20 protein-coding genes are annotated in these 24,554 nt (G+C 72.2%); 6 read left to right on the forward strand and 14 right to left on the reverse strand.

Annotation, left to right across the window (positions count from 1 at the left end; translation table 11 throughout):
• Positions 1-178: 178 nt before the first annotated feature.
• Positions 179-1,105 carry a sigma-70 family RNA polymerase sigma factor gene (locus JGS22_RS12870; RefSeq protein ID WP_211041172.1) on the forward strand — a complete coding sequence of 309 codons (927 nt, stop codon included), beginning with the start codon at positions 179-181 and terminating at the stop codon, positions 1,103-1,105.
• Between the two features lie 16 nt (positions 1,106-1,121).
• On the opposite strand, the gene JGS22_RS12875 is transcribed toward JGS22_RS12870, so the two are convergent.
• Positions 1,122-1,538: an SsgA family sporulation/cell division regulator gene (locus JGS22_RS12875; protein WP_211041173.1), complete on the reverse strand. Its 417-nt coding sequence runs from the start codon at positions 1,536-1,538 to the stop codon at positions 1,122-1,124.
• A 519-nt stretch (positions 1,539-2,057) separates the two neighbouring features.
• Between JGS22_RS12875 and JGS22_RS12880 the strand changes: the two genes are divergently transcribed.
• On the forward strand, positions 2,058-3,209 hold the full coding sequence (locus JGS22_RS12880) for a serine hydrolase domain-containing protein (RefSeq protein WP_211041186.1): 1,152 nt from the start codon (positions 2,058-2,060) through the stop codon (positions 3,207-3,209).
• A 251-nt stretch (positions 3,210-3,460) separates the two neighbouring features.
• Here the strand turns inward: JGS22_RS12880 and JGS22_RS12885 are convergent, their stop codons facing one another.
• A complete protein-coding gene (locus JGS22_RS12885) occupies positions 3,461-4,390 on the reverse strand; it encodes an arylamine N-acetyltransferase family protein (RefSeq protein WP_211041174.1) in 930 nt (309 codons plus the stop codon).
• A gap of 88 nt (positions 4,391-4,478) precedes the next feature.
• Positions 4,479-5,870: an acyltransferase family protein gene (locus JGS22_RS12890; RefSeq protein WP_211041175.1), complete on the reverse strand. Its 1,392-nt coding sequence runs from the start codon at positions 5,868-5,870 to the stop codon at positions 4,479-4,481.
• A gap of 132 nt (positions 5,871-6,002) precedes the next feature.
• Between JGS22_RS12890 and JGS22_RS12895 the strand changes: the two genes are divergently transcribed.
• Positions 6,003-6,809, forward strand: coding sequence for an SDR family NAD(P)-dependent oxidoreductase (locus JGS22_RS12895; protein ID WP_211041176.1), 807 nt, complete (start codon positions 6,003-6,005; stop codon positions 6,807-6,809).
• A 246-nt stretch (positions 6,810-7,055) separates the two neighbouring features.
• Here JGS22_RS12895 and JGS22_RS12900 read toward each other — a convergent pair whose 3' ends face one another.
• The 6 genes from JGS22_RS12900 to rsmI all read right to left on the reverse strand — a co-directional run bounded on the left by JGS22_RS12900 (position 7,056) and on the right by rsmI (position 13,028).
• Positions 7,056-7,970 (reverse strand): 4-(cytidine 5'-diphospho)-2-C-methyl-D-erythritol kinase, encoded by a 915-nt coding sequence (locus JGS22_RS12900; protein ID WP_308405643.1) that lies wholly within the window; start codon positions 7,968-7,970, stop codon positions 7,056-7,058.
• 122 nt (positions 7,971-8,092) lie between these two features.
• Positions 8,093-9,001 (reverse strand): 16S rRNA (adenine(1518)-N(6)/adenine(1519)-N(6))-dimethyltransferase RsmA, encoded by a 909-nt coding sequence (rsmA, locus tag JGS22_RS12905; RefSeq protein ID WP_211041187.1) that lies wholly within the window; start codon positions 8,999-9,001, stop codon positions 8,093-8,095.
• A gap of 134 nt (positions 9,002-9,135) precedes the next feature.
• Positions 9,136-10,365, reverse strand: a complete 1,230-nt coding sequence (locus JGS22_RS12910; protein WP_308405644.1) for a resuscitation-promoting factor — start codon at positions 10,363-10,365, stop codon at positions 9,136-9,138.
• 177 nt (positions 10,366-10,542) lie between these two features.
• Positions 10,543-11,385, reverse strand: coding sequence for a TatD family hydrolase (locus JGS22_RS12915; RefSeq protein WP_211041178.1), 843 nt, complete (start codon positions 11,383-11,385; stop codon positions 10,543-10,545).
• 71 nt (positions 11,386-11,456) lie between these two features.
• Positions 11,457-11,789: a hypothetical protein gene (locus tag JGS22_RS12920; protein WP_308405645.1), complete on the reverse strand. Its 333-nt coding sequence runs from the start codon at positions 11,787-11,789 to the stop codon at positions 11,457-11,459.
• 393 nt (positions 11,790-12,182) lie between these two features.
• Positions 12,183-13,028: a 16S rRNA (cytidine(1402)-2'-O)-methyltransferase gene (rsmI, locus tag JGS22_RS12925; protein ID WP_216814969.1), complete on the reverse strand. Its 846-nt coding sequence runs from the start codon at positions 13,026-13,028 to the stop codon at positions 12,183-12,185.
• A 227-nt stretch (positions 13,029-13,255) separates the two neighbouring features.
• Between rsmI and JGS22_RS12930 the strand changes: the two genes are divergently transcribed.
• Together JGS22_RS12930 and JGS22_RS12935 are read left to right on the forward strand one after the other, a co-directional pair.
• On the forward strand, positions 13,256-15,013 hold the full coding sequence (locus JGS22_RS12930; RefSeq protein WP_211041180.1) for a dolichyl-phosphate-mannose--protein mannosyltransferase: 1,758 nt from the start codon (positions 13,256-13,258) through the stop codon (positions 15,011-15,013).
• A 191-nt stretch (positions 15,014-15,204) separates the two neighbouring features.
• Positions 15,205-16,884, forward strand: coding sequence for a penicillin-binding transpeptidase domain-containing protein (locus JGS22_RS12935; protein WP_236073138.1), 1,680 nt, complete (start codon positions 15,205-15,207; stop codon positions 16,882-16,884).
• Between the two features lie 197 nt (positions 16,885-17,081).
• Here the strand turns inward: JGS22_RS12935 and JGS22_RS12940 are convergent, their stop codons facing one another.
• Positions 17,082-17,903: a trans-aconitate 2-methyltransferase gene (locus JGS22_RS12940; RefSeq protein ID WP_211041181.1), complete on the reverse strand. Its 822-nt coding sequence runs from the start codon at positions 17,901-17,903 to the stop codon at positions 17,082-17,084.
• 145 nt (positions 17,904-18,048) lie between these two features.
• Between JGS22_RS12940 and JGS22_RS12945 the strand changes: the two genes are divergently transcribed.
• On the forward strand, positions 18,049-18,546 hold the full coding sequence (locus tag JGS22_RS12945) for a MarR family winged helix-turn-helix transcriptional regulator (RefSeq protein ID WP_211041182.1): 498 nt from the start codon (positions 18,049-18,051) through the stop codon (positions 18,544-18,546).
• Positions 18,547-18,687: 141 nt separating this feature from the next.
• On the opposite strand, the gene JGS22_RS12950 is transcribed toward JGS22_RS12945, so the two are convergent.
• The 4 genes from JGS22_RS12950 to JGS22_RS12965 form a co-directional block, all read right to left on the reverse strand.
• Positions 18,688-19,437: a helix-turn-helix transcriptional regulator gene (locus JGS22_RS12950; protein WP_211041183.1), complete on the reverse strand. Its 750-nt coding sequence runs from the start codon at positions 19,435-19,437 to the stop codon at positions 18,688-18,690.
• Positions 19,438-19,785: 348 nt separating this feature from the next.
• Positions 19,786-20,496, reverse strand: coding sequence for a helix-turn-helix transcriptional regulator (locus tag JGS22_RS12955; protein ID WP_211041184.1), 711 nt, complete (start codon positions 20,494-20,496; stop codon positions 19,786-19,788).
• Between the two features lie 216 nt (positions 20,497-20,712).
• A complete protein-coding gene (locus tag JGS22_RS12960) occupies positions 20,713-22,284 on the reverse strand; it encodes an outer membrane protein assembly factor BamB family protein (protein WP_216814970.1) in 1,572 nt (523 codons plus the stop codon).
• A 249-nt stretch (positions 22,285-22,533) separates the two neighbouring features.
• Positions 22,534-24,357: an ABC-F family ATP-binding cassette domain-containing protein gene (locus JGS22_RS12965; RefSeq protein WP_211041371.1), complete on the reverse strand. Its 1,824-nt coding sequence runs from the start codon at positions 24,355-24,357 to the stop codon at positions 22,534-22,536.
• Between the last annotated feature and the right edge of the window lie 197 nt (positions 24,358-24,554).

The raw sequence follows: 24,554 nt of genomic DNA on the forward strand, positions 1-24,554 counted from the left end.
GAGCTATCACACAACCCATGGATAAAGCGGACATCAAGGACATACGCTCAAAGTGTCCCGGCTCGTCGATGTCGTCCGCCACACCCTCGGCGATGACGCGCGCAGACCCGCGCTGCGAGCCTGTCTCCCGACACCGGAGAGTGCTTTCCTGATGCCGGAAACCCCGGAGAACCCGCCCGTGTCCAGCGCTCCGCCCTCCGGGCCCACGGATGCCGAGCGCTTCGCCCGCGTCTACCGCGAGGAGGAGCCCCGCCTGGTGGCCTACGCGCGCTCGCGCTCCGGACACGGCTGGTCCGCCGAGGATCTGGTCGCCGACGCCGCCTTCCGCGTCTGGCGGCAGGTGGTGGCCGGTCGCGAGCACGTCGACGACATCGCCGCGGAGCTGGGCGCCGGCGTACGGAACCTGGTGGCGAGTCTCGCGCTGACCGCTGCCGCGGGGGCCGCCGCGACCGGCCCGGGGACGCGTACCGCCCAGGTTGGGCTGCTGGCGAAAGTGCTGCGGGAGATGCCCGAACGCCAGGTCAAAGCGGTGTGGCTGACCGAGGTGGAGCGGCTTCCGCTGGCCGCCGCGGGAAGCCGCCTGGGCACACACCGCAACGCGGCGGCGGTGCTGATGCACCGGGCTCGGGAGAACATGCGCCAGGCGTTTCTGCGCGCCCAGCCCGGTGACGCACCGGACGGCGAGTGCGGTCGGCACCGGGCGCGCATGCCCGCGCACATCAGGGGAGTCGACACGGTCGACGCCGCGCAGGAACTGCGGGCCCACCTCGAGGACTGCGGCGGCTGCCGGTCGCGGCTCTCCCGGCTCGTTGCCCTCGACGGGAGGCTTGCCGCCCTCGTGGGCCCCGCGCTCGTCACACTCTTCGCCCACGGCCAGGCGCCGCATCTGGCAGCTCTGGCCGGTACGGGGTCGACGGCCGCGGCGCCGGACCGCGCACCCGACGGCGGCAGTGTGACGCCGTTCCGTCTGGTGCGGCGGCTAGCGGACCGCGCCTTCGGCCCGCACACCGCCCTCGTCGGCGTGGCGCTGGTCGCCTCCGCCTCCGGGCGGAGCGCCGAGAGGAGCGTTCTCGACGCCGGCCGTCCCACCACGACCCGCGACTGAACGCCGGGCGGGGCGTTCAGCTGCGGTGCAGCAGCTCCGCCAACTCGCGTTCGATGCCGACCTCCGAAGTCGCGGCCTCCGCCTCCGTCGGCAGCAACGCGTAGGTCTCGCGCAGGAATTCGCGCACCGCGACCGCGGACAGGTCGACGACCGCGACGCCTTCGGGTGCCTGGAGCTCCAGGAAGACGGTGCCCTCCCCGCGCGGCCACAGCCGTACGGCGCCGGTGCCGGTGGGTCGGTCCACCCCGGCGGCGAGCAGCTCCCGGGCGAAGAACCAGCTCGTCTCCACGCCGTCGAGCGCGGCCTCGGCCGGGAAGACGACGCGCACGGCGAGCGGGTCGGCGGTGTCGTAGTGCAGGCCGACGAGGAACGGACGTGTCTCGTCGGCGATCATCTGCGCGGGCACGGCGTGCTGCGTCGTCACAGTGGCCATCGAACGCTCCTCCAGCGGTGTTTCGCCTTCACCCGTTATGACGATCGGGAGGCCGTGGGGAAGCCGGAAAGTGTGTGTGAGGTCGCTCACCCGTGCCGCCGAAGCCCTGCCGCACGCCCCTCCCGCGCGTGCGGTCCCGTCGTGCGATTCTGCCCGTACGCCACGCCCCCGCGACGTCTGTCCGTGCGCCCGTGCGCCCCGGCAGTCCGCGACGAGGGTCGAACCGCCGTCCCGCGACGGGCAGTCGGGGCCGTGCGGCTGCTCGGCCCTCGGTGCGGAGAGGACCCCAGATCGTCGGCGCGACCGGCTGCGTAGCACCATGGGGGGAGCAACGACCGGCCACACCCGTCCTCCGAGCGCATCGCCGGGCCGCACGCCCGGCCCGGCGCACGGCCGACGCGCACGACGGCACGACCGACGGTGTGCGCTGCCTCCTCGGGGAGGCGGAGGACGACAACGGAGATCAGGACGGACACCCCGGCCGAGATCCAGAACGACGACAGGAGTACGGGGCTCGTGGTGGATGTCCAGGGCAGCGTCGCGGACGGCTTCGAACCCGTACGGGAAGCCTTTACGAGGAACTTCGCCGAACGCGGCGAACTCGGCGCCGCCGTCACGGTCTACCGGGACGGCCGCCCGGTGGTGGACCTGTGGGGCGGCGAGGGCTGGCGCCGGGAGACCGTCCAGGTGGTCCGCTCGGCGACCAAGGGCCCGGCCGCGGCGGTGCCGCATCTGCTCCAGCAGCGCGGAAAGCTCGACCTGGACGCGCCTGTCGGCACGTACTGGCCGGAGTTCAAGCAGCACGGCAAGGAACGCGTGCTGGTGCGTCACCTCCTCACCCACCGCGCGGGGTTGCCGGCGCTCGACACCCCGCTCACCCCCTCCCGTGCGGTGGACGGAGAGAGCGGCCCCGCCGCGCTCGCCGCGCAGCGCCCGCAGTGGGAGCCGGGCACGGCACACGGCTACCACGCGCTCACCTACGGCTGGCTCCTGGACGAACTGGTGCGCCGCATCACCGGGTTGAGCCTCGGCCGGTGGCTCGCACAGGAGATCTCCGGGCCGCTGGGACTGGACCTGTGGATCGGGCTGCCCGAGGAGCAGCACCACCGCGTCGGAGAGCTCCGGGAGGTCAGCGCTCCCGAACCCCCGGCCGGGCAGGGCCTTCGGGTCCGCGCCAAACCGCAGGTGGGCGCCGCCTACCGCGACCCGCAGTCGCTGACCCGCAGGGCCTTCGCCGCCATCGACCCGTTCCCGGACCAGAACTCGCCGGCCCACTGGTCCGCCGAGCTGCCCGCCACCAACGGCATCGCCACCGCCCGTTCGCTGGCGCGCTTCTACGCCGCGCTGCTCGACGAGGTGGACGGCGTACGGCTCTACACCCCGGCCACTCTGACCGCCGCGCGCAGCGAGGAGTCGCAGGGACCGGACCGGGTGCTGGTCGTCCCGACCCGTTTCGGGCTCGGCCACATGCTCCACTCGCCAGCCTCCCCGATGCTCTCACCGAGCTCCTTCGGCCACCCGGGCCGCGGCGGATCGCTGGCCTTCGCCGACCAGGACGCCGGCGTCGGCTTCGGGTACGTGACCAACGGGCTTCAGAAGTCGGTCACTTCGGACCCCCGCGCGCAGGCACTCGTACGCGCCCTGCGCGCCAGCCTGCGCGACCTGACCTGACCTGACCTGACCTGACCTGATCCGACGCGACCTGTTCCGACCCGCGCCCGGACCCGACCCGCGCCGACCCGCGCCGACCCGCGCCGACCCGACCCGCGCCGAGGCCGGGCCCGCGCCGACCGATCCGACCGGCCCGCGCAGGGTTCCGACCTGCCGGGGCGAGGTCGGCGCCTGCCGGGTGGCGTCGAGGCGGGCGGGCGACGCCGGGGGCGGGCCGGGTCCCCGTCGTCCCGCCCCCGTCGCCCGGGCCGCTACCGCTCGGCCCGTTCCCGCAGGTGCTGGACGATCGTGGACGCGTCCCGGTCGTCCAGTGCGATACCGAAGACCCCCTCCAGCGCCGTCGGTACCTCCTCCGGGCGGTAGGTGTGCTCGTCGGTCACCGAGCCGTCGGGGTGAGTGACGCGGTAGGTCAGGCCGTCGAGTCCGTGGACCACGCCCTCAGCGGTGACGCGCGTGGCGAACGGCCGTGTCACGAAAGGCGATCGGGGCCAGGTCGAGACGTAGAAGTTGCCCACCTCGTAGTCGACCGGGCGGCGCGGCGAGAGCGTGAAGGCGTGCTGGTCGACGGCCTCGACCACCGCGCCGCTGCCGTCGTCCCCGGCCTCGCCCCCGCCGGTACGGCCCCCGGCCTCGCCCGTGCGGGTACGGCCCCCGGCCACGACGAGTTGCTGCAGGACCCAGTGCCACTCGTCCTCCTGCCGCAGCCGCCAGCGTCGCCCGCCGGCCGAGACCTCGGCGCCGTCGGCGAACTCAACGGGCGCCAGCGCCGCGCTGCCGAACCCCACGTCGCTGAGCCAGCGTTGGCCGGTGTCGGGCGTGGTCACGCGCAGCACCGCGTGTGTCTCGGAGAGGTCCGGACCGTCGCCCTGGCCCAGCCGCACGCGGCCGATGAAGCCCTCCACGCCGAAGCCCAGCGCCTCCAGCACGGCGCCGAAGAGAAGTGCGTGCTCGAAGCAGTAGCCGCCGCGACGGCTGCGGACCATCTTCCGCTCCAGGCTCGGCAGATCGAGCCGTACCGGTCGCCCGGCGGTGATCTCCAGGTTCTCGAACGGGATGTGCAGCATGTGTGCGCGGTGCAGCGCGTGCAGGGTCCCGACGGTGGCGGTGCGCTCGCCGTGGTGGTCCACGCGCCGCAGGTAGGCGTCGAGATCCAGCTGGTCGGAGTCCCACGAGGTGTTCATGGGGCGAACCTAGAACTTCAACCGCGGTTCAGGTCAAGCGCACGCCGGGGGATGTCCGTCGCCCGGCGCGGTCGTGGCGGCGGACGGCTCACCCCCGGTGAGCGGGGTCGGCGACGCGTCGCCGGGCGCTGCCCGCGCGCTCGACCAGCAGTCGGCCGATCAGCACCATGCCGATCGCCGTCGGCGCGCTGATGTCGACCGCGACGAGGGTCGCCGTCCGCCCCTCGGTGATCTCGCCGAAGCCGACCATCGAGAGCCCCAGCACGCCGAGCAGGGCCAGCGTCGCACCGATCGCGGCGAGCGGGCCCGCGCCGCGCGGGGCGAGAGTGAACGGCCGTGCCGGGGGCGGGAGTTCGAAGCGGCGGAAGAGCGCCACGAGTGCGGCCGTCAGCGCCAGCGCGCCGCCGATCCGTACCGGGAGCTGCGCCCACCAGGCGGCGCTCGCCGGCTCGGGGAAGGGCACGTCGAGCGCGAGCAGCACGCCGTACACCCCGAGCAGCGCGGTCAGATGCCACAGGAACGCGGTCATCGCCAGGCCGTTGGCGGCGACCACCGCGCGCCACGCCCGAGGACGGGCCAGCAGCCCGGAGGCCGGCCGGCGCAGCAGCTCGACCGCGCCGGCCAGCCAGACCCCGTGGCAGAGCAGTGCCAGCGTGGGCGGGGCCATATTGCTCACCTTCTCGCCGGGCATGCCCACCATGGAGACCGGATAGGGCCCCAGCCACACCAGCGCCGCCGTGGACAGCAGCCCGCCGAGCGCCAGCGCCGCGGGCACCCCGGGCATGCGCAGCGCTCCGTCGGCGCGCAGGAAGCCCAGCTGATGCACGGCGAGCCAGACGAAGGCGAAGTTGAGGAATTCCACGTGGGGCACCCCGAGGGCGAACCGCAGTACGTCCACCGAGGCCGCGCCGGTGAGCAGCGCGCCGAAGGCGCCCCAGCCCCAGCGTTCGTGCAGGCGCAGCAGCGGCGGGGTGAACGCCACCATCGCCAGATAGATCCCGATGAACCACAGCGGCTGGGCCACCAGTCGGGTCGCTGTCGCGGTCAACGGTCCGTCGGCGAAGAGGAGTTGCAGGGCCAGTGCGCCCGCCGCCCACACTGCGACGAACACCAGCACGGGCCCCAGCAGCCGCTGCAGCCTGGCGCGCAGAAACGCCGGGTACACGCCGGGCCCGCCCCCGCCGGCCCGTCGGACCAGGGAGCGGTAGGACAGCGCGTGCGAGAAGCCTCCGACCAGGAAGAAGACCGGCATGATCTGCAACAGCCAGGTGATCGGCTGGAGTTCGGGCACCTCCGCCAGCAGATTGCCGGCCTGTGCGGAGCGGTCCGGCCCGAGCGTGACCACCGCCATCGTCCAGTGGCCGAGCACCACGGTGGCGAGCGAGGCGACACGCAGCAGATCGACGTAGCGGTCCCTGGAATCGGGGGTGGCCGCGGCGAGTTCGGCCGCGCTCGAGGGAGATCCGAGGGCTGTGGTCATGAGCCCCAGACTCGCCCACGGGTCGCCGCCGCCACATGCGCCCGGGTACTCATATCCGGCCCTGAGTATCCGGTGCGCGAGTGTGCACCGGGGCGCGTGACCGGCGGTGCGGTGCGGTCCTAGGCTGGCGACATGGCTGACCAACTCCGCAGACTCGACGGGTACTCCGCACTGCTCACCGGCGCGGGCAGCGGCATCGGCGCCGCCGCCGCACACCGGCTCGCCGCCGAGGGCGCGCGCGTCACCGTCACCGACCTCGTGCCCGACCGGGCCTCGGTGATCGCCGAGGAGATCCGGCAACTGGGCGGGACCGCCGAGGCGTTGGGTTGCGACGTGGGCGACGCGGCCTCGGTCCGGGCCGCCGTCGACCACGCCGCGGAGACCTTCGGCGGACTGGACGTGCTGGTCACCGCCGCCTTCCGGAACGATCCGCGGAGCATGGACGCCGAGCACCTTGACGACATCCTGGACGACGCCTGGATCGGCGACTTCGACATCACCCTGCACGGTGCCTTCCGCACCGCACGTGCCTGCCTGCCGCACCTCGCGGCGGCCGAGGGACGGGGCGCGGTCGTGTTCATCGGCTCGGTCAACGGCGAGCAGGACTTCGGCGGCCACTCCTACAGCGCCGCCAAGGCGGGCCTCGCCGGCCTCACCCGAACCCTCGCCGGCGAGTCCGCGCGCCGCGGCGTACGAGTCAACCTGGTCGCGCCCGGAACCGTCGACACACCGTCCTGGAGCGGCCGTTCAGAGAGCCTCGCACGCGCCGCCGAGTGTTATCCGCTGGGCCGTGTCGGCCGCCCCGAGGACGTCGCGGGTGCGGTGGCGTTCCTCGCCTCGCGCGACGCGTCCTGGGTCACCGGCGTCACGCTGCCGGTCGACGGCGGCGTGCTGATCAGCAACCTCGATCTGCGCCGCGCCCTCGACGCCGGCCGCTGAGCCCGGGGCCGGCCCGCTGAGTCCGGGCCGGGCGCGGGCGTGCGTACGCGCGAGCCCGGTGGCGTACGCCCGAGCCAGGCGCTCTGCGCGGGCGCACGGGGGGCCGTACGAGCCCGCACACGAGCCGTGCACGCCCCGTGAGCCGGGGCCCGTACGAGAGTCCCGGCTCAGGCTCACCGTGCCCGGTCCGCCTCGCGTCCGGCTTGGGGCGTCCGGCCCGCCACGTCCGGCCCGCCCGCGTCCGGCTTACGGCGTCCGGTTCGTCGCCGTCCGGTCGGGGAGCACCCGGGCGCCCGGTGCGGGGCCGGTCGCGGTGCGGGCCGTACGGCACACGCCCGCCTCGCGCAGCGCCCCGGCGACGCTCTCCGCGCCCTCCGCGCTCTTCGCGAGGAACGCGCAGGTCGGCCCGGAGCCGGAGACCAGTGCCGCCGCCGCTCCCGCGCCTCGGCCGGTCTCCAGCGTCCGGGCGAGCTCGGGCCGCAGCGAAAGCGCCGCGGGTTCCAGGTCGTTGGCGAGGCAGGCCGCCAACTGCTCCGCGTCGCCCCGGCGCAGCGCCGCCAGCAGTGCCTCGGACGGCTGCGGCTCGGACGCCGCGCTGCCCGTCAGACGGTCGAACTCGCGGTACACGGCGGGAGTCGACAGCCCGCCGTCGGCCGTCGCGAAAACCCAGTGGAACTCGGCGCCGACCTCCAGGACGCTGAGTCGCTCGCCCCGACCGCGACCGAGCGCGGCCCCGCCGACCAGTGAGAACGGTACGTCCGAGCCCAACTCGGCGCAGATCTCCAGCAGTTGCTCCCGCGGGGTCTCCAGGCCCCACAGCGCGTCGCACGCCAGCAGGGCGCCGGCGGCGTCCGCGCTGCCGCCGGCCATGCCGCCCGCGACGGGGATGTCCTTCTCGATGTCCAGCCGCACCGCGGGTTCGATTCCGTGTCGGGCCGCGAGCGCAGTCGCGGCGCGCGCCGCGAGGTTGGTGCCGTCCAGCGGCACCCGGTCGGCGTCCGGCCCGGTGCAGCCGAGCTCCAGCCGCTCCGCCGGGCGCGCGGTGACGCGGTCGTACAGGCCGACCGCGAGGAAGACGTTCGCCAGCTCGTGGAAGCCGTCCGCGCGCGGCGGCCCCACCGCCAGCTGGACGTTGACCTTCGCCGGCACCTGCACCGTCACGGCCGTCGAGTCGTCTCCCGGCCTGCCGCCGTCTCCCGGCTCGCCGCTGCCACTCGTACGCAGGGGCGCGCCCGCAGCCGACCCGGTGCCGGTACGCGGCGTGCTCGGGCTAGGGTCCGGGCTCATTCCGCACCGCCCTCGGTGCGGCTGCCGGAGGCGCCGTCGGGGGCACTGCCTGAGGCGCTGTCCGAGCGCTGCTCGGCGATGGCCGCGAAGTCGGCCACCGTCAGCGCCTCGCCGCGGGTGCGCGGATCGATACCGGCGCCGGTCAGCGCGGCTTCCGCCTGTGCCGCGGAACCCGCCCAGCCGGCCAGCGCGGCCCGCAGAGTCTTGCGGCGCTGGGCGAAGGCGGCGTCCACCACGGCGAACACCTCGCGGCGGCTCGCCCGGGTGCGCGGCGGATCGCGCCGCACCAGCGAGACCAGCCCCGAGTCCACGTTGGGCGCGGGCCAGAAGACGTTGCGGCCGATCGAGCCCGAACGGCGCACGTCCGCGTACCAGTTGGCCTTCACCGACGGCACTCCGTACACCCGGGAGCCGGGGGCGGCGGCCAGCCGGTCGGCGACCTCGGCCTGGACCATCACCAGCGTGCGCTCGACCGTGGGGAACGTCGCCAGCACGTGGAGCAGCACCGGCACCGCCACGTTGTAGGGCAGGTTGGCCACCAGGGCGGTGGGCGGCTCGCCCGGCAGCTCGGTCACCCGCAGCGCGTCGCGGTGCACCAGCTCGAACCGGTCGGCGCGCTCCGGCAGCCGCTCGGCGACCGTCCCCGGCAACGCCTGCGCGAGCACGTCGTCGATCTCGACCGCCGTCACCGCGCGAGCGGTCTCCAGCAGCCCGAGGGTCAGCGAGCCGAGGCCCGGGCCGATCTCCAGCACCGTGTCGTCGGGGCGCACACCGGCGGTACGGACGATGCGGCGCACGGTGTTGGCGTCGATGACGAAGTTCTGGCCGCGCTGCTTGGTGGGACGCACCCCGAGCGAGGCGGCCAGCTCACGAATGTCGGTGGGCCCCAGCAGCGGGTCCGACACGGCGCCCGGCGGCTGCTCCGCCGGGACGTCGGCGCTCGCGCCCGACGAGAGGCCGGACGGCTGGTCCGACGACTGGTCTGGGGACTGGTCTGGGGAAGGGCCGGCCGGCGGCTCGGAGGCGGTGCTCACTGGACTCACTGGTGCAGTTTACGGCCGCACACCGGCCAGGGACTCGCCCCCCTCTGGGCGTAGAGCTTCTGCGCGCGCAGCGTCTGCTCCTGCGCGCTCGCGTCCTGGGGGCGGCCCGCGCCGCCGACGCTCTGCCAGGTGCGGAGGTCGAACTGGTACAGCCCGCCGTACGTGCCCGAGGGGTCGACGGCGTTCGCCCGGCCGCCGGACTCGCAGCGGGCCAGCGCCGCCCAGTTGAGCCCGCCCGAACCTCGTACGGTCGCCACGCTCGCGGGCTTCGGCCGCGTGCCGACCCGTACGATCTGGCGCCGCGGCTCGCGCACCACCTCCGACCCCAGCCGCCTGGGCTTCTGCGCCTTGCCGTCCACGGTGCGCAGCTCGTACGTCACCCGCCGCACGCCCTGCCGACCCTGCTGCTCCACCACTTCGGTGCCCCGGTGGAGCTCGGAGGTGCGGCGCCGTTCGACGGCGAAGGGCAGCATCTCCTCGGTGACCCTCTTGTCGGCGCGCACCCGCTGCACCGAGATCTCCTGGCCGTCGCGCGGGAAGCTTCGCAGCGGCACCGACACCGTGTCCCGGTCGCGCAGCCGGAGCCCCGCCCCGGCCAGCGCCCCGCGCACGGTGGGGGCGTTGGTGCGCAGCCTGTGCACCTTGCCGTCGGCCAGGAAGGAGACGCTGCGTTCGGTGCGCACCGCGAGCCGCAGCCCGTCGAGGCCGATCCGCTTGCTGCGCGAGGTGGACAGGTGCGCGCCCTCCGCCCGTACGCCGAGCTGCCGCAGCGCACCCTCCACGGTGCGCTCGGTGGTCCACATCCGCTGGTCGCGGCCGTCCACCGTGAGGTTCATCGGACGGCCGTAGCGGACCGCGACACGGTCGCCGTCGGAGAGCGACTCATGGGCGCCGGGGGCGACGAGGTCGCGAGGGCCGACCTCGACGTCCTCGTCCTCCAGCAGCTCGGAGACGCTGGAGGCGAAGGTGCGCAGCGAGGTCGTCTCGCCGTCCACGCTCAGCTCGACGACCTTGTCGTGCGCCACGAAGGCGGACGCTCCGCCCGCCAGCACGGCCAGCACCAGCGCCTGGGGAAGCAGCTTGCGCAGCGCCTCGCCGCCGGCCGCCGGCCCCGAGCGTCTGCGCCGCCGCTCCCCGCCGGTGTCCGGCTCCTTCGACGGGGCCGAGCCGGCCGAGTGGCGTCCGCCGCCGCGTGCGGCTCGGTGGCTTGCCTGCGATGAGTTCACGGTCGCTCCCAGCGCTCACTGCGATGTGGGCCGGGAGGCTAACCGAGCGGTGACTACTCATCAAAACTGTCTCGACACGGAAAGTGACTATCGGTGGCGTCAGGGGCTGGACTGCCACTCTGGGCGAGGTGCCGGGGTTGCGCGCTGTGACCGGCCCCGGCCGGGCCGCAGGAGGATTTAGTAGCCGAAAACGCGCGCCGAGTTGGCCGCGATGTGCTTCGCCAGCTCGTCCTCGGACACTCCTTTTACCTCGGCCAGGCAACGCAGCGTGATCGGCACGAGATAGGGCGCGTTGGGCCGTCCGCGGTACGGCGCGGGGGTGAGGAAGGGGGCGTCCGTCTCGACCAGCAGGAGCTCCGCGGGAACGTGCGCCAGGGCGTCGCGCAGCGGCTGGGCGTTCTTGAAGGTGACGTTGCCGGCGAAGGACATGTAGTAGCCGCGCTCGGCGCAGTGGCGGGCCATCTCGGCGTCCCCGGAGAAGCAGTGGAAGACCGTCGTCGACGGTGCTCCCTCCTCCTCCAGCAGACGCAGCACGTCGGCGTGCGCCTCGCGGTCGTGGATGACCAGCGCCTTGCCCGTCTCCCGGGCGAGCGCGATGTGCCGGCGGAACGACTCCTGCTGCGCGCCGACGCCCTCGGGGCCGGTCCGGAAGTAGTCCAGGCCCGTCTCGCCGATCGCCCGCACCTGCGGCAGCCGCGCCAGCTCGGCGATGCCCTCCAGCGCTTCCGAGAGAGCCGCCCCGCTCTCCTCCAGGGTGAGTCTGGCCGCCTCGTTCGGGTGGAGCGCCACGGCCGCCCAGATCGCCTCGTGCTCGGCCGCGATCCGCGCCGCCCATCGGGCGCGCTCCAGATCGCAGCCGATCTGGACCAGGGTCGTCACCCCGACCTCGGCGGCGGACTCCAGTGCCTGCTCGACAGTGGTGTCCTGCATGTCCAGATGGGTGTGGGAGTCCGCGACCGCGATCCGGAGAGCCTCCGGCAGCGGTGGCGGCGCCTGTCCCTTGCGTCCGTCGTGGGCCATACGGCGATCCTAGGGTCGGGCCGTCCTCGCCCCGACCCCAGGTGTTCGCGGCCCGGCGGTCCTGCGCCGGGTCAGCGGCGGCGCCGGGCGCGCGGTGCGCCGCCGCCGGAATGCGGAAATGCCGACCGCACCGCGGATATCCGGGCCGTACCCGTGATGCGCACCGTGTGCTCGCCGCAATTCAGGCAGGTCAGCGTGGACAGCGGCGACGGTACGCGTTCTTCGCCGGTGTAGTAGTAGAAGAAGGGTTTGTTGTCGCGGTCGAGGTGGTGCTCGATCTCGTAGGTCTGCTCCCAGGTGTGCCCGCAGTGCAGACATGCGAACCCGTACGACTCCTGGACGCGGTCGAAGCGGGGGCGCTGCCGGGTGCCCGGTTCCTCACCCGATCCTCTGATGTCCGTCACGTCAGCTCCTCTCCACTCCCCAGTGGACGCCTCGACGGCGGAAATAGCAGCAGCTGATTCCGAAAACGGTGTGATTCTTGGCCCGTTGCTGAAATTTGGCGCCGACAACGCAGAAAGTGCCGCCCGAGCTTTACCAGAAAGTGTAACTCTTTGCCGCTCCGCGTGAATCGGTCGGCAATCCCTTTGCCGACAGAGTTCCGCACCATCCATTGCCGTCGGCAACACCCGTTCCGCCCGCGACAACCGCCCCTCCGGTCACCCACCACGCAGCCCCGACCCCGAACCGGCCGCCTCGGGCGTCTCGACGACCGCGCCTCGACCGCGGGCCCGCGCTACGCCCGCCTCGGACCTCCCGTTTCGGAGCGCCCGCCTCGGACCGCCCGCGCCGCGCCCTCAGGCCTCGCGGCGCTTGGCGGCCACCACTGCGTCGAAGACCGCCCGCTTCGGCAGCCCGGCCTCCTTGGCCACGGCCGCGATCGCCTCCTTGCGGTGCTCGCCGGCCTCCTCGCGCACGGCGACCCGGCGCACCAACTCCTCGGGGTCGACCGCGTCCCGGGACTCCTCGGCGCCCGCGACGACGACGGTGATCTCGCCGCGCACACCCTGCTCGGCCCAGCTCACCAGCTCGCCGAGCGGACCGCGCCGCACCTCCTCGTACGTCTTGGTCAGCTCGCGGCACACCGCCGCCCGCCGCTCGGTGCCGAACGCCTCGGCCATCGCGGCCAGGCTGTCCGCGAGCCGGTGCGGAGCCTCGAAGTAGACCAGCGTCCGCCGCTCCTCGGCCACCTCCCGCAGCCTGCCCAGCCGTTCCCCGGCCTTGCGCGGCAGAAAGCCCTCGAAGCAGAAGCGGTCCACCGGCAGCCCGGAGAGCGCGAGCGCGGTCAGCACGGCGGAGGGCCCCGGCACGGCGGTGACGCGTACGCCCCGCTCCACCGCGGCGGCCACCAGCCGGTAGCCGGGGTCGGAGACCGAGGGCATGCCCGCGTCGGTGATCAGCAACACGCGTTCGCCGGCGACGAGGGCGTCCGCCAACTCCGGTGTGCGCGCGGCCTCGTTGCCTTCGAAGTACGACACCACCCGGCCGCCGGTGCGCACTCCGAGCGCCTGCGTCAGCCGTCGAAGCCGCCGGGTGTCCTCGGCGGCGACGACGTCGGCCGCGGCCAACTCCTGGGCCAGGCGCGGCGGTGCGTCCGCGAGGTCCCCGATGGGCGTTCCGGCGAGTACGAGCGTTCCAGTCACGTGCCGCATCCTTCCACCTGCCCGCCGCGGCACGCGCACCCACCGGCCGCCGCGCCCGCGCCCGCGCCACCGGCCCCCGGTCGTTCCGACCGGGGCCCGCCCGGTCCGCCACCGCCCCGACCGGCCCGGCGCAGCCGCGGCTCGTACCCGCCGCAGCCGGGCGGAACGGGCCAACTCGCCGCTTCACAGGACCCGGTGGCCCCGCGCCGGAAGCGGCGTTCCCTACGATGGCCGACGTGAGCAGCGACACCGTGCCGTCGACGCACCAGGACCAGCGGGGGGACTCCCGCACGGATCAGTCGTCCTCCTGGCAGGGCCGGCTGCGGCGATACGGCTACCGACCGCGTCCGCGGATGTCCACGCGCGAGCGGTTGGTGCCGCCGTTCCCCGAACGCTCCCGCCCTTCCGCGGGGAGCTGGTCGGCGCTGGCCTCGGAGTTCCGCGGCTGGGCCTGGGGCGGGCCGCTGCTGGTCGCGTTCTTCGCCGGGCTGCTGCGCTTCTGGCAGTTGGGCACGCCGAACGCGGTGATATTCGACGAGACCTACTACGCCAAGGACGCCTGGTCGCTGCTGGAGCAGGGGTACGAGGGCTCCTGGGGCGAGGACGCCAACAAGGAGATCCTCGCCGACCGGCCCGGCACACCGCTGGGCGAGGACCCGTCGTACGTCGTGCATCCGCCGGTCGGCAAGTGGCTGATCGCCGTCGGGCTGCGCCTCTTCGGGCTCGAACCGTTCGGCTGGCGCTTCATGATGGCCGTGCTCGGTGTGCTGTCGGTGCTGATGGTCTGCCGCATCGGCCGCCGCCTCTTCCGGTCGACCGCGCTGGGCTGCCTGGCCGGCGGTCTGATGGCCGTCGACGGGCTGCACTTCGTGATGAGCCGGGTCGCGCTGCTGGACCTGGTGCTGATGTTCTTCGTGCTGGCCGCCTTCGGCTGCCTGCTGATCGACCGCGACCGCACCAGAGCCGGACTCGCCGCCGCGCTTCCCGCCGACCGGCCCGACGTCGCCGTGGGTCGGATGAGTCTGGGGCTGCGGCCGTGGCGCATCGCCGCCGGCGTCAGCCTGGGCCTGGCGATCGGCACCAAGTGGAGCGGCCTGTACGTGCTCGCGGCCTTCGGTCTGCTCGCGCTCTTCTGGGACGTCTCCGCACGCCGTACGGCCGGCGCCGCCAGGCCGTGGCGCACGGCGCTGCGCCGCGACGCCGTCCCCGCGTTCCTCTCGCTCGTACCGGTGGCGCTGGTGCTGTACGTCGTCGGCTGGATCGGCTGGTTCACGACCAGGGGCGGGTACTTCAGGGACTGGGCCGCCGGGCGGCAGGGGCAGTCGCCGAGCGAGGTGAAGCTTCCGCTGCTGGGCGAGGTCTCGCTGCCGGTGGTCGACCTGACCTGGGTGCCGGAGTCCCTGCGCAGCCTGTGGCACTACCAGGCCGAGGTCTACTCCTTCCACGTCAACCTCACCTCCGACCACAGCTACCAGTCCAGCCCGTGGAGTTGGCTGATCGTCGGACGGCCGGTCTCGTACCACTACAAGTCGCGCGAGCTGGGCGAACGCGGCTGCACGGAGCAGAGCGGCTGCGCCCGCGAAGTGCTGGCGCTGGGCACCCCGGTGCTGTGGTGGCTGGGCATCGCCGCCCTGGCCTACGCCCTCTACCGGTGGGCGATGCGCCGGGACTGGCGCTCCGGTGCCCTGTTGTGCGGACTGGCTGCCGGGTACCTGCCCTGGTTCCTCTACTCGGACCGGACGATCTTCTACTTCTACGCGATCGTCTTCGTCCCGTTCCTGTGCCTGGCAGTCGCCCAACTGCTCGGCGCGATCGCCGGTCCACCGGGCAGTACGGAGTTCCGCAGAACGGTCGGACTGATCGTCGCGGGGGCGCTCGCGCTGCTGGTGGTCTGGAACTTCGTCTACTTCTGGCCGCTCTACACCGCGGGCGAGATCTCGCTCGACCAGTGGCGCGCCCGCATGTGGTTCGACACCTGGATCTGAGGCGGCCACGGCTCGTCCGCGCAGAGCCCTGCCGGCCTCGACGCCCCTGTGAACAGCGGGAGTTGGGCGGCGGGGCGCGGGAGGCCGCCGGCGGCCTGGCGGGTACCGGTGAGCGCGTTCACGGGAGTGCTCTAGGGTGCGTCGCAGGCCCCGTGGCTGTCGGGGTTGGGGTGGAGAGTCAGGAATACGTTATGCGTGAAGGTCAGAGAATGGCGGTGATCGGTGCCGTCGCCGCTGCGGTGGTCGGCGCCGCGGGCTTCGGGGCGTACGCCCTCGTCGGGGGTGGGGACGACGAGTCGTCGGACCAGTCCCAGCGCAGCGGTTCGGACAGCGGGGAGAGCAAGTCGGAGTCGGTGGAGACCGGCCCGCCCAGCTCCGAGGAAGTGCGGGCCACGGCCAAGAAGTTCCTGACGGCGTGGGAAGCCGGCGACATAGCCGACGCGGCTGCGCTGACCGACGACAAGGCCGCTGCCACCAAGGCGCTGACCAGCTTCGCCAAGGACGGCAAGGTCGGCACCGTCACCACCAGCGGCAGCAGCGCGAGCGGTGGGACGGTCGCGTACTCGGTGGTCGCCGAGATCTCGCACGGCGAGCTGGCCACCACCCTCGACTACCGGACCAAGCTGAAGGTGGAGCGCGACACTTCCAGCGGCCAGGTCGTCATCGACTGGCAACCCACCGTTCTCCACCCGGAGTTGAAGAAGGGCCAGTCGCTCGTCACGGACGCCGCCGGGGACCCGCCGATTACGGCGGTCGACCGCAACGGCAAGGAACTGACCAAGCAGGCACACCCCGAACTCGGCGACATCCTGGACGATCTGCGCAAGCGCTACGGCGACAGGACCGACGGCACCGCCGGCGTCGAGACCCGCATCGTCACGCAGCCCAAGAAGGGCGAGAAGGTCGAGGAGAGCGAGAAGGCGAAGGATGCCAAGACGCTCAAGGTCCTCTCCAAGGGCACCCCGGGCCAGTTGAAGACCACGCTGGACGCCGATCTCCAGAAGGCCGCGATGAAGGCCCTGGACGGTCGCGCCAAGGGCTCGGCGGTCGCGATCAAGCCCAGCACCGGTGAGCTGCTGGCCATCGCCAACACCCCGGCGACCGGCTTCAACTCCGCGATACGCGGCTCGCTCGCGCCGGGCTCGACCTGGAAGGTCGTGAGCGCGGGCATGCTGCTGGACAAGGGCCTGGCCGAGAGCGCGGCCAAGCACCCGTGTCCGAAGTACTTCACCTACGGCGGCTGGAAGTTCCAGAACCTCGACAAGTTCGACATAAAGGACGGCACCTTCGCCGACAGCTTCGCCGCCTCCTGCAACACCGCGTTCATCAGCCGCGCACCCAAGCTGGAGAACGGCGACCTCGGCTCGTACGCCCGCAACACCTTCGGTCTCGGCCTCGACTGGCAGGTGGGCACCGGGACCTTCGACGGTGCCGTACCCACCCAGTCCGACGCCCAGATGGCCGCCTCGCTGATCGGTCAGGGCGCGGTGCGGATGAACCCGATGACCATGGCCTCGGTCGCCGCCACCGTGAAGGACGGCAGTTTCAAGCAGCCGATCATCGTCTCGCCGTCGCTGGACAACCGCCAGGTGGCCAAGGCTCCGAACGGGCTGTCCGCCGGTACCGCGGGCGAGCTGCGGGCGCTGATGAAGCGCACCGCGACCAACGGCACCGCGGCCGAGGCGATGGCCTCGGTGGGCGGTGACAAGGGCGCCAAGACCGGCTCCGCCGAGGTGGACGGCCAGAAGAAGCCGAACGCCTGGTTCACCGCGTACAAGGACGACCTCGCCGTCGCTGCCGTGATCCCCAACAGCGGGCACGGCGGCAAGAACGCCGGCCCGGTTGTCGCGACCATCCTCAACGCAGGCTGAGGCAGCCGCCGTTCAGCCGTGCGCTCGGCCGCACGGCCACGGCGTGCAAGGGCCCGACGCGAGATCCCCGTGATCCGCGTCGGGCCCCTCGTCGTACCGGCGTTGCCCGGCCCGGCCGGCGACCGCGTGCGCGACCCCGCGCCGTCCCGGCCGGCCGCCCCGCGCCGTCGTGGCCGTCGCCGCCGTCGTCCGTGTGCTCAGCCATCCCGTTTGCGCGCCGTCGCGAAGATCCGGCGGAAGGGGAACGTCGTCCCGTGCGGACCCGCCGGGTACGCCTCGCGCAACCGGTCCCGGTACTCCGCCAGGAACTCCTCGCGGGCCTCCTCGTCGCCCTCCAGCGCCGTCAGCACCGGCCGCAGCGCGGTGCCCCGCACCCAGTCCAGCACCGGGTCCCGCCCCTGGAGCAGTTGGACGTACGTGGTCTCCCAGGCCTCGGTCTCGCAGTCGAGCTCGGCGAGGCGCTGGAGGTACTCGTACGGCTCCAGGATGTGGACGTACCGCCGCCCCTGCTCGCGCAGTCGCTCGCGCCAGCGGGGGGAGTCGCACAGCTCGCCCAGCAGCGCGTGACTGGGGGCGTTGAAGTTGCCAGGCACCTGGAAGGCGAGGACGCCGCCCGGGGAGAGCGCGTCCAGCCAGGACTTGAACGAGTCGGCGTGGCCGCGCACCCACTGGAGCGCGGCGTTGGAGACGATCAGGTCGTACGTCGTGTCCGGCTCCCAGTCGGCGATGTCGCCGCGGGCGAAGTCCAGTGTGCCGCCGCCCGGAGTGGGGCCGGAGTGCGCGGCGGCGCTGCGGAGCATCTGGGGCGAGCTGTCGAAGCCGGTGATGTGCGCGGTGGGCCAGCGCTCGGCGAGTAACGCGGTGACGTTGCCGGGCCCGCAGCCGAGGTCGGCGATCCGCAGGGCGGATCCCCTGCCCACGGGCTCGGGCGTGCGGGCCAGGAGGTCGAGGAAGGGGCGGGTGCGATGACCGGAGTGGCGTAGATAGACCTGGGGGTCCCACTCGGGGGCGGCTGGCATGAGCGTCCTCCTTGCGGATGCGGGCCCGCTGCCTGTCAGCCGGGTCCCGCGGTCGAAGCCTTCCACCCGTGGGGCGGCGACATCCCTGTGTTTTTATCTTGACGTGAAGAAACTTCATGCCGACAGAACTACTACACTGTCCACCATGGAGGACGAGGTCGATCGACTGGTTTCAGCATGGCGTCGCGAACGCCCCGATCTCGACGTGGAGCCCCTGGAGGTGCTCAGTCGAGTCAGCAGGCTCGCGCGCCATCTCGACCGCGCCCGCCGCATCGCCTTCGCCGAACACGGGCTGGAGTCCTGGGAGTTCGACGTGCTCACGGCGCTGCGCCGAGCCGGCGACCCGTACCAGCTCTCGCCCGGGCAGCTTCTCACTCAGACGCTGGTCACCTCCGGCACCATGACCAATCGCATCGACCGGCTCGCCAAGAAGGGCCTGGTCGAAAGGTTGCCCGATCCCAGTGACCGGCGCGGGGTGCTCGTCCGGCTGAGCGCCGAGGGCCGGGACCGGGCGGACCGGGCGCTGGCCGGACTGCTCGTCCAGGAGCGCGCCATCCTCGTCGAGCTCTCCACTGCTCAGCGTTCCGAACTGGCCGCACTGCTCAGGCAGTTGACGGCGCCGTTCGACAACACCCCGCACTGACGCGGCTCCCGCGAGGCGTCCGGCCGGCGCGCGGTCACCGGTACGGGCGTCGTGGCGACTTCGGGCGCCACCGCCGGTACGGGCCGTGTGGCCGGTACCGGCTCCGGGGCGCTGACGGCACCCGGTGCCGGTACCGGCGGGTCAGACGGCTGCACGCTCCGCAGTGTCGACCGGGCTCACGCCCGCCCTGCGGGCGAGCGCCACCGCGGCCAGCGTGGAGTGCACTCCCAGCTTCCCGAGCACGTTCTGCATATGGGTGCGGACCGTGTGCGGCGAGAGGAAGAGCCGCTCGGCGACCGCCTTGCGGCCGAGTCCGCCGACCATGCAGCGCAGCACCTCGTGTTCGCGAGGGGTGAGCATCGCCACGAGTTGTTCGCTCTCGGTCCGGTGCCGGCGGGTGGTGGTCAACTCCCGCAGGACGCCGGTCAGCAGGGCGGGCGGCAGGTGGGTCTCCCCGCGCAGTACACCGCGCAGCACCTGGAGCAGCCGGGACAGTGAGCAGTCCTTGGCCACCCAGCCGCAGGCACCCGCCTGGAGCGCGGCAGCGGCCTTCCCCGCGTCGTCGCGCTCGGCCAGGATGACCGTGCGCAGTTCGGGCGTGGCGGCCACCAGTGCGGCCAGTTCCGAACGGCCCGCGCTGCCTGCGGCCGGTTCGACCGGAGACTGTGTGCCCGGGCCCGTTGTTCCGCTCAGCTCCGCGTCGATCAGCAGGATGCCGAACGGTCTGCCCGCGGCGCTCGCCTGGTTCAGGCAGCGGACGGCGGCCTGTGTGCTGCCCGCTGCGGCCACTTCGACGTCCTGTTCCGCTGCGAGAGCGGCGGCCAGCGATTCGGCGAAGATTCTGTGATCGTCGACGACCAGGACTCGAATACGTTGCACGTGCACCCCCATGTGTGCCGGAGATCGGATGAGGTTCGCGCGGGCGCGCTCACCGCCGGTAGTGACTGGTCGATGATGTGCGGCCACAGGTGTGCCCCGTGGTCGGACTTCTGTCCTGCGCATTCCCCTCTGAACGACTCCGGCCCCCACCGGCGTCGTTGAACAGCGTACGGATCGACGGGCCCTGGGGAAGGGGATTGGCAAAAGATCTGACACGCAGTGTCGTTGCCCCAGCTATGTACTTCGCAACTGCCATCGCGTGCAGGGGTACCGCCGGTAACTTCCAACTGCCGGGTAGGTCAACGGAGTTCGGTGGACATCGCAGGATCGTTTCGGCGAAATCCCGACACCGTCGATCCGCTACGAACCCCCTGCTCCGCCGGTGTCTCCCGCATCGCTGCCCGGTCGGACCGCCGCCCGCTCCAACAGCCCCGTACGGGCCGCCAGCGCCGCCGCCTCCAGGCGCGAACCCACGTCCAGTTTCATCAGAACCCGCTGCACATGCGTACGCGCAGTGCTCGGCGCGATCCGCATCCCGTCTGCGATCGCCTGGGTGTCCTCGCCCTCGGAGACGCGCAGCAGCACCTCCACTTCCCTCCGGGTGAGCAGCGCGAGCAGCCTGGAACCCTCGTCGTCCTCCTGCGGGGGAGGATTGAGCAGCGCGTCGAACGCCTCGCTCAGCAGCTGCGGGTCGACCGCCACCTCGCCCGCCCGGGCGCGCAGTGCCGCCCGCTCCACGCCGTCTATGCGCTCGTCGTGCCGTACGTAGCCGCAGGCGCCCGCGGCGAACGCGGCGGCCACCCCGCGGGTGTCGGGCACCGGCCCGAGCACCACCACCGCGGTGGTGGGGCGCTCCCTGCGGATCCGCAGCACTCCCTCGAACGCCCCCGGCGCGGACGGGGTCGAGGTGCCCCAGAGGCAGACCTCCGGTGATCTGGCCAGGGCCAGTTCGGCCGCTCCCGGGCCCGGGGCCGCGGCTGCGACCACCCGGTGCCCCCTGAGCTTGAGGGCCGAGGCGAGGGCCTCGGCGAGCAGTCTGTGGTCGTCCACGACCATGAGTCGCACACTCATCACTCCCCCTGTATTCACATGCGGTCCGGCGCCACGTCTCGCCCCCCGGCGCGATGTCCCCGTGCCGGGGAAGCTACACGCACCGCCGGCCCGATGTGCTGGGAACCGGACAGAAAGCGGTCCCGCGGCGCCCGCGTCCGTATTGTTGTGGACACGACGAAGCCGGGTGGTACGCGCGCCCGCGCACCACCCGGCCACCTGCCCGTCCTGCGGTCCTCAGCGGATCGCGACCAGCCAGGTCGTGCGGTCGTCGATACGGCTGGGCAGCCGGGTGTTGACGAGGAAGAGGGTGTTGTCGGCCCAGTAGAGCGCGTTGGAGTAGGTGTCCCTGGCCTTCTCCCGCTCATCGGCGCTGAACTCCAGGATCTGCTTGGGAGTTCCGCCCTTCTTCGGGTCGAGCGACGTGACGCCGCCGCCGCCGTCGTAGTTGCCCTGTTCGAGGGTGAGGAGCTTGCCGTCGTGCATGCCCACCGGGTTGGTGCGGCCCTCGACGCTCGGCTCGGCCGTCCAGACCATCTTGCCGGTCTCCAGGTTGAACCCGGAGACGGCGTTGGTGGTGCGCTCCTTGCCGTCGTAGGTCTCGGTCTCCAGCATGATCATGCCGCTGTCCTTGTCGACCACCGCGTTCAGGCAGGAGTCCAGTGCGTGGCTGGGCTGGCAGGTGATGCGGTAGCGCTCGGGGTCGATCTTGATGCGCTTCTTGAGCTTGAGGGTCTCCTCGTCGAGCACCGCGATGTTGTTGAGCTTGGAGCTCAGACCCTGCGGGGAGAGGCCGACGACCAGCGGGCTGGTCGAGAAGACGCGCTTGACCTCGACGCCCTTGGGCACCTTCCACTCGGCGGTCTTCTCGCCCTTCTGGTCGAACTTGCGCAGCTTGCCGTCGGTGCCGAGCAGGCACTGGTGGAGCACGATGAAGTTCTCGCCGCCGGCGTAGCCCTGGTCGGAGCAGCCCGCCTCGGTGCTGGACCACAGCTCCTTGCCGTCGCTCAGCCGGTAGCCGACCCGGCCGCCGGTCCACGACATGCCGGCGAGGTCACCACTGACGGCGAGATGGGCGTAGTCCGCGTTGGGCAGGTCGCTGGTCTCGCGGCTGGGCAGGTCCTTCTCCCAGAGCTTCTTGCCCTTGGTGATGTCGAAGCCCATCACCTTCTCGCACTTGGCGCCCCACTGGACCAGGGTCTTGCCGCCGCTGCTGGTGGAGGCCATGCTGCAGCTTTCGCCGCGGATGAACTTCTCCTTCCAGTCGGGCTTCCCGGTCTTGATGTTGTAGGCGACCAGGCCGTCGGGCTCGTACTTGACGATGCTGCCGCCGGAGAAGAGCACGCCGTGCGCCTGCTTGCTCAGCTCGCCCTCGAAGCCCTTGGGGACCGGGGCCTCCCAAGCGATCTCCGCATCCGAGTCCTGCTTGGGCACGGTGCTGGGGGGCTCGTCCTGCTTCGCGTCCGGGTCGCCGCCCTTGGGCTCCGACTGGCCGGGCTTGCCCGCCTCGGGCTCGCCGTCGTCCTTGGTGACGACGAAGACCGTGCCGACGGCGATCACCGCGACCGCGACGACCGCGGCGCACACCATCAGGATCTTCTTGTTGTTGTTCCCCGGCTGCTGGCCGCCCGGCGCCTGCTGCATGGGAGCCGTGGGCTGCTGCCCATACGGGCCCTGCCCGCCCGCGTACGGGTTGGGGCCGGTTGGCTGTCCCGGCGGAGGGGTCTGCGGGTAGCCGTACGAGGGGTCCTGAGGACCGCCGAAGCCGCCGGAGGGTGGCTGGTTCGGAGGTGGAGGCGGCTGCGACATGGAGATCCTTCGTCAACTGTCACGGACCGATTTGCCCCATCCCCGCGTTCCCCCGTAGGGACGAGCGAATCGGACAGCAGGCCCGCCGGCGTGTGGACGGCCCAACTCTGTTGAGCCCAGGCATTTGTATCAAAGGACGGAGTTGAACCGACTACTGGTTCCCGGTGAAGGGTTGAGCCCGATATCGGCTCGGAACGACTCCGTTATCACCTGTTGGCAAAGTGGCGGACCGTCAGCGGATTCGCCGGGTCAGCTGTCGTCGGCGAGCTCCAGCCAGCGGCCCTCCAGCTCCTCCTGCTGAGAGGCCAGTTCGCGGAGTTTGCCGTCGAGTTCGGCGACCAGGGCGAAGTCCGTTGCGTTCTCCGCCATTTCCGCGTGGAGTTTTGATTGTTTTTCGGTGACTTTGTCCAGCTGTCGTTCGATGCGCTGGAGTTCTTTCTGCGCCGCGCGGGACACCGCGGCAGGCTTGCCGGAACCGGCGGACTTCTCGGCGGTCGCCGCGGACTGCGCGGGCGCCGCGGGCCGGTCCGCCTCCTGTCTGGCCTGCGCGCGCCGCTCCAGATACTCGTCGATACCGCGCGGCAGCATCCGCAGCCGGGAATCACCGAGCAGCGCGAACACCCGGTCCGTGGTGCGCTCCAGGAAGAAACGGTCGTGGCTGATCACCACGAGAGAGCCGGGCCAGCCGTCCAGCAGGTCTTCCAACTGCGTCAGGGTCTCGATATCCAGGTCGTTCGTCGGCTCGTCGAGGAAGAGCACATTCGGTTCGTCCATCAGCAGCCGAAGGATCTGCAAACGACGGCGTTCTCCGCCGGAGAGATCACCGACGTGGGTCCACTGCTTCTCTTTCACGAAACCGAAACGCTCGCAGAGCTGCGACGCCGACATCTCCCGGCCCTTGCCGAGGTCGACGCGAGAACGCACCTGCTCCACCGCTTCCAGGACCCGCAGCTGCGGTCGCAGTTCGGCGACCTCCTGGGAGAGGTACGCCAGCCGCACCGTCAAACCTGTCTTGATCCGGCCGCCCGAGGGCTGCTCCCGGCCCTCGCTGCCGGCCGCGTCCGCGAGTGCGCGCAGCAGCGAGGTCTTGCCCGCGCCGTTCACCCCGACCAGGCCCACCCGGTCGCCCGGGCCCAGCTGCCAGGTCAGCCGCTCCAACAGGACCTTCGGCCCGGCCTTGACGGTGACGTCCTCCAGATCGAAGACCGTTTTGCCCAGCCGGGAGTTGGCGAAGCGCATCAGCTCGGCGCTGTCCCTGGGCGGCGGCTCGCCCGCGATCAGCTCGTTGGCCGCCTCGATGCGGAAGCGCGGCTTGCTCGTACGGGCGGGGGCGCCGCGGCGCAGCCAGGCCAGCTCCTTGCGCATCAGGTTCTGCCGCTTGACCTCCTCGGTCGCGGCGATCCGCTCGCGCTCCGCGCGGGCGAAGACGTAGTCGCTGTACCCGCCGTCGTACTCGTGCACCTGACCGCGCTGCACGTCCCACATTCGGGTGCAGACCTGGTCGAGGAACCACCGGTCGTGGGTGACGCAGACCAGGGCGCCGCGACGGTTGCGCAGATGGCTCGCGAGCCAGGCGATGCCCTCGACGTCCAGGTGGTTGGTCGGCTCGTCGAGCACCAGCAGATCCTGCTCGGCGATCAGCAGCTTCGCCAGCGCGATGCGCCGGCGCTCGCCGCCGGAGAGCGGACCGATCACGGTGTCCATGCCCTCGGGGAAGCCGGGCAGCTCCAGCCCGCCGAAGAGGCCGGTGATGACGTCCCTGATGCGGGCGTCGCCGGCCCACTGGTGGTCGGCGAGGTCGCCGAGCACCTCCTGCCGCACGGTCGCCGCCGGGTCCAGCGAGTCCCGCTGGCTGAGCGAGCCGAGCCGCAGCCCGCCGGAGTGCGTCACGCGCCCGGTGTCCGGCGCCTCCGCCTTGGCGAGAATCTGGATCAGGGTCGTCTTCCCGTCGCCGTTGCGCCCGACGACGCCGATCCGGTCCCCCTCGCTCACGCCGAGGGAAACGCCGTCCAGCAGTGCATGCAGTGCGTACGCCTTGCTGACGGCTTCCAGATTGACGAGATTGACGGCCATGAAGCTCCTATCCGGCGAACGGGTGCGCGGCCCAGCCTATTTCGTCCGGGCGGCGCTCCGTGCGGGCCCCCGAGCCCGCCGGGGGAGCGGTGGGCAGAGGCGGTGGACGCACCGCGAACCCACTGCAGAAACGGGTGTATCGGTGGCAATGAAGACAAAGAAGGGCAAGGCGGGTCATCGGTCAAACACAGGTTGAC

The organism is Streptomyces tardus (assembly GCF_018101125.2).
GTDB classification, from domain to species: Bacteria; Actinomycetota; Actinomycetes; order Streptomycetales; family Streptomycetaceae; genus Streptomyces; species Streptomyces tardus.

Excerpts from the sequence above, each read along its gene's own strand:
- JGS22_RS12875 (WP_211041173.1), bottom strand. The coding sequence starts at position 1,538 with ATGGCCACTGTGACGACGCAGCACGCCGTGCCCGCGCAGATGATCGCC.
- JGS22_RS12885 (WP_211041174.1), bottom strand. The coding sequence starts at position 4,390 with ATGAACACCTCGTGGGACTCCGACCAGCTGGATCTCGACGCCTACCTG.
- JGS22_RS12890 (WP_211041175.1), bottom strand. The coding sequence starts at position 5,870 with ATGACCACAGCCCTCGGATCTCCCTCGAGCGCGGCCGAACTCGCCGCG.
- JGS22_RS12895 (WP_211041176.1), top strand. The coding sequence starts at position 6,003 with ATGGCTGACCAACTCCGCAGACTCGACGGGTACTCCGCACTGCTCACC.
- JGS22_RS12915 (WP_211041178.1), bottom strand. The coding sequence starts at position 11,385 with ATGGCCCACGACGGACGCAAGGGACAGGCGCCGCCACCGCTGCCGGAG.
- JGS22_RS12930 (WP_211041180.1), top strand. The coding sequence starts at position 13,256 with ATGGCCGACGTGAGCAGCGACACCGTGCCGTCGACGCACCAGGACCAG.
- JGS22_RS12935 (WP_236073138.1), top strand. The coding sequence starts at position 15,205 with ATGCGTGAAGGTCAGAGAATGGCGGTGATCGGTGCCGTCGCCGCTGCG.
- JGS22_RS12940 (WP_211041181.1), bottom strand. The coding sequence starts at position 17,903 with ATGCCAGCCGCCCCCGAGTGGGACCCCCAGGTCTATCTACGCCACTCC.
- JGS22_RS12945 (WP_211041182.1), top strand. The coding sequence starts at position 18,049 with ATGGAGGACGAGGTCGATCGACTGGTTTCAGCATGGCGTCGCGAACGC.
- JGS22_RS12950 (WP_211041183.1), bottom strand. The coding sequence starts at position 19,437 with ATGGGGGTGCACGTGCAACGTATTCGAGTCCTGGTCGTCGACGATCAC.
- JGS22_RS12955 (WP_211041184.1), bottom strand. The coding sequence starts at position 20,496 with ATGAGTGTGCGACTCATGGTCGTGGACGACCACAGACTGCTCGCCGAG.
- JGS22_RS12960 (WP_216814970.1), bottom strand. The coding sequence starts at position 22,284 with ATGTCGCAGCCGCCTCCACCTCCGAACCAGCCACCCTCCGGCGGCTTC.
- JGS22_RS12965 (WP_211041371.1), bottom strand. The coding sequence starts at position 24,357 with ATGGCCGTCAATCTCGTCAATCTGGAAGCCGTCAGCAAGGCGTACGCA.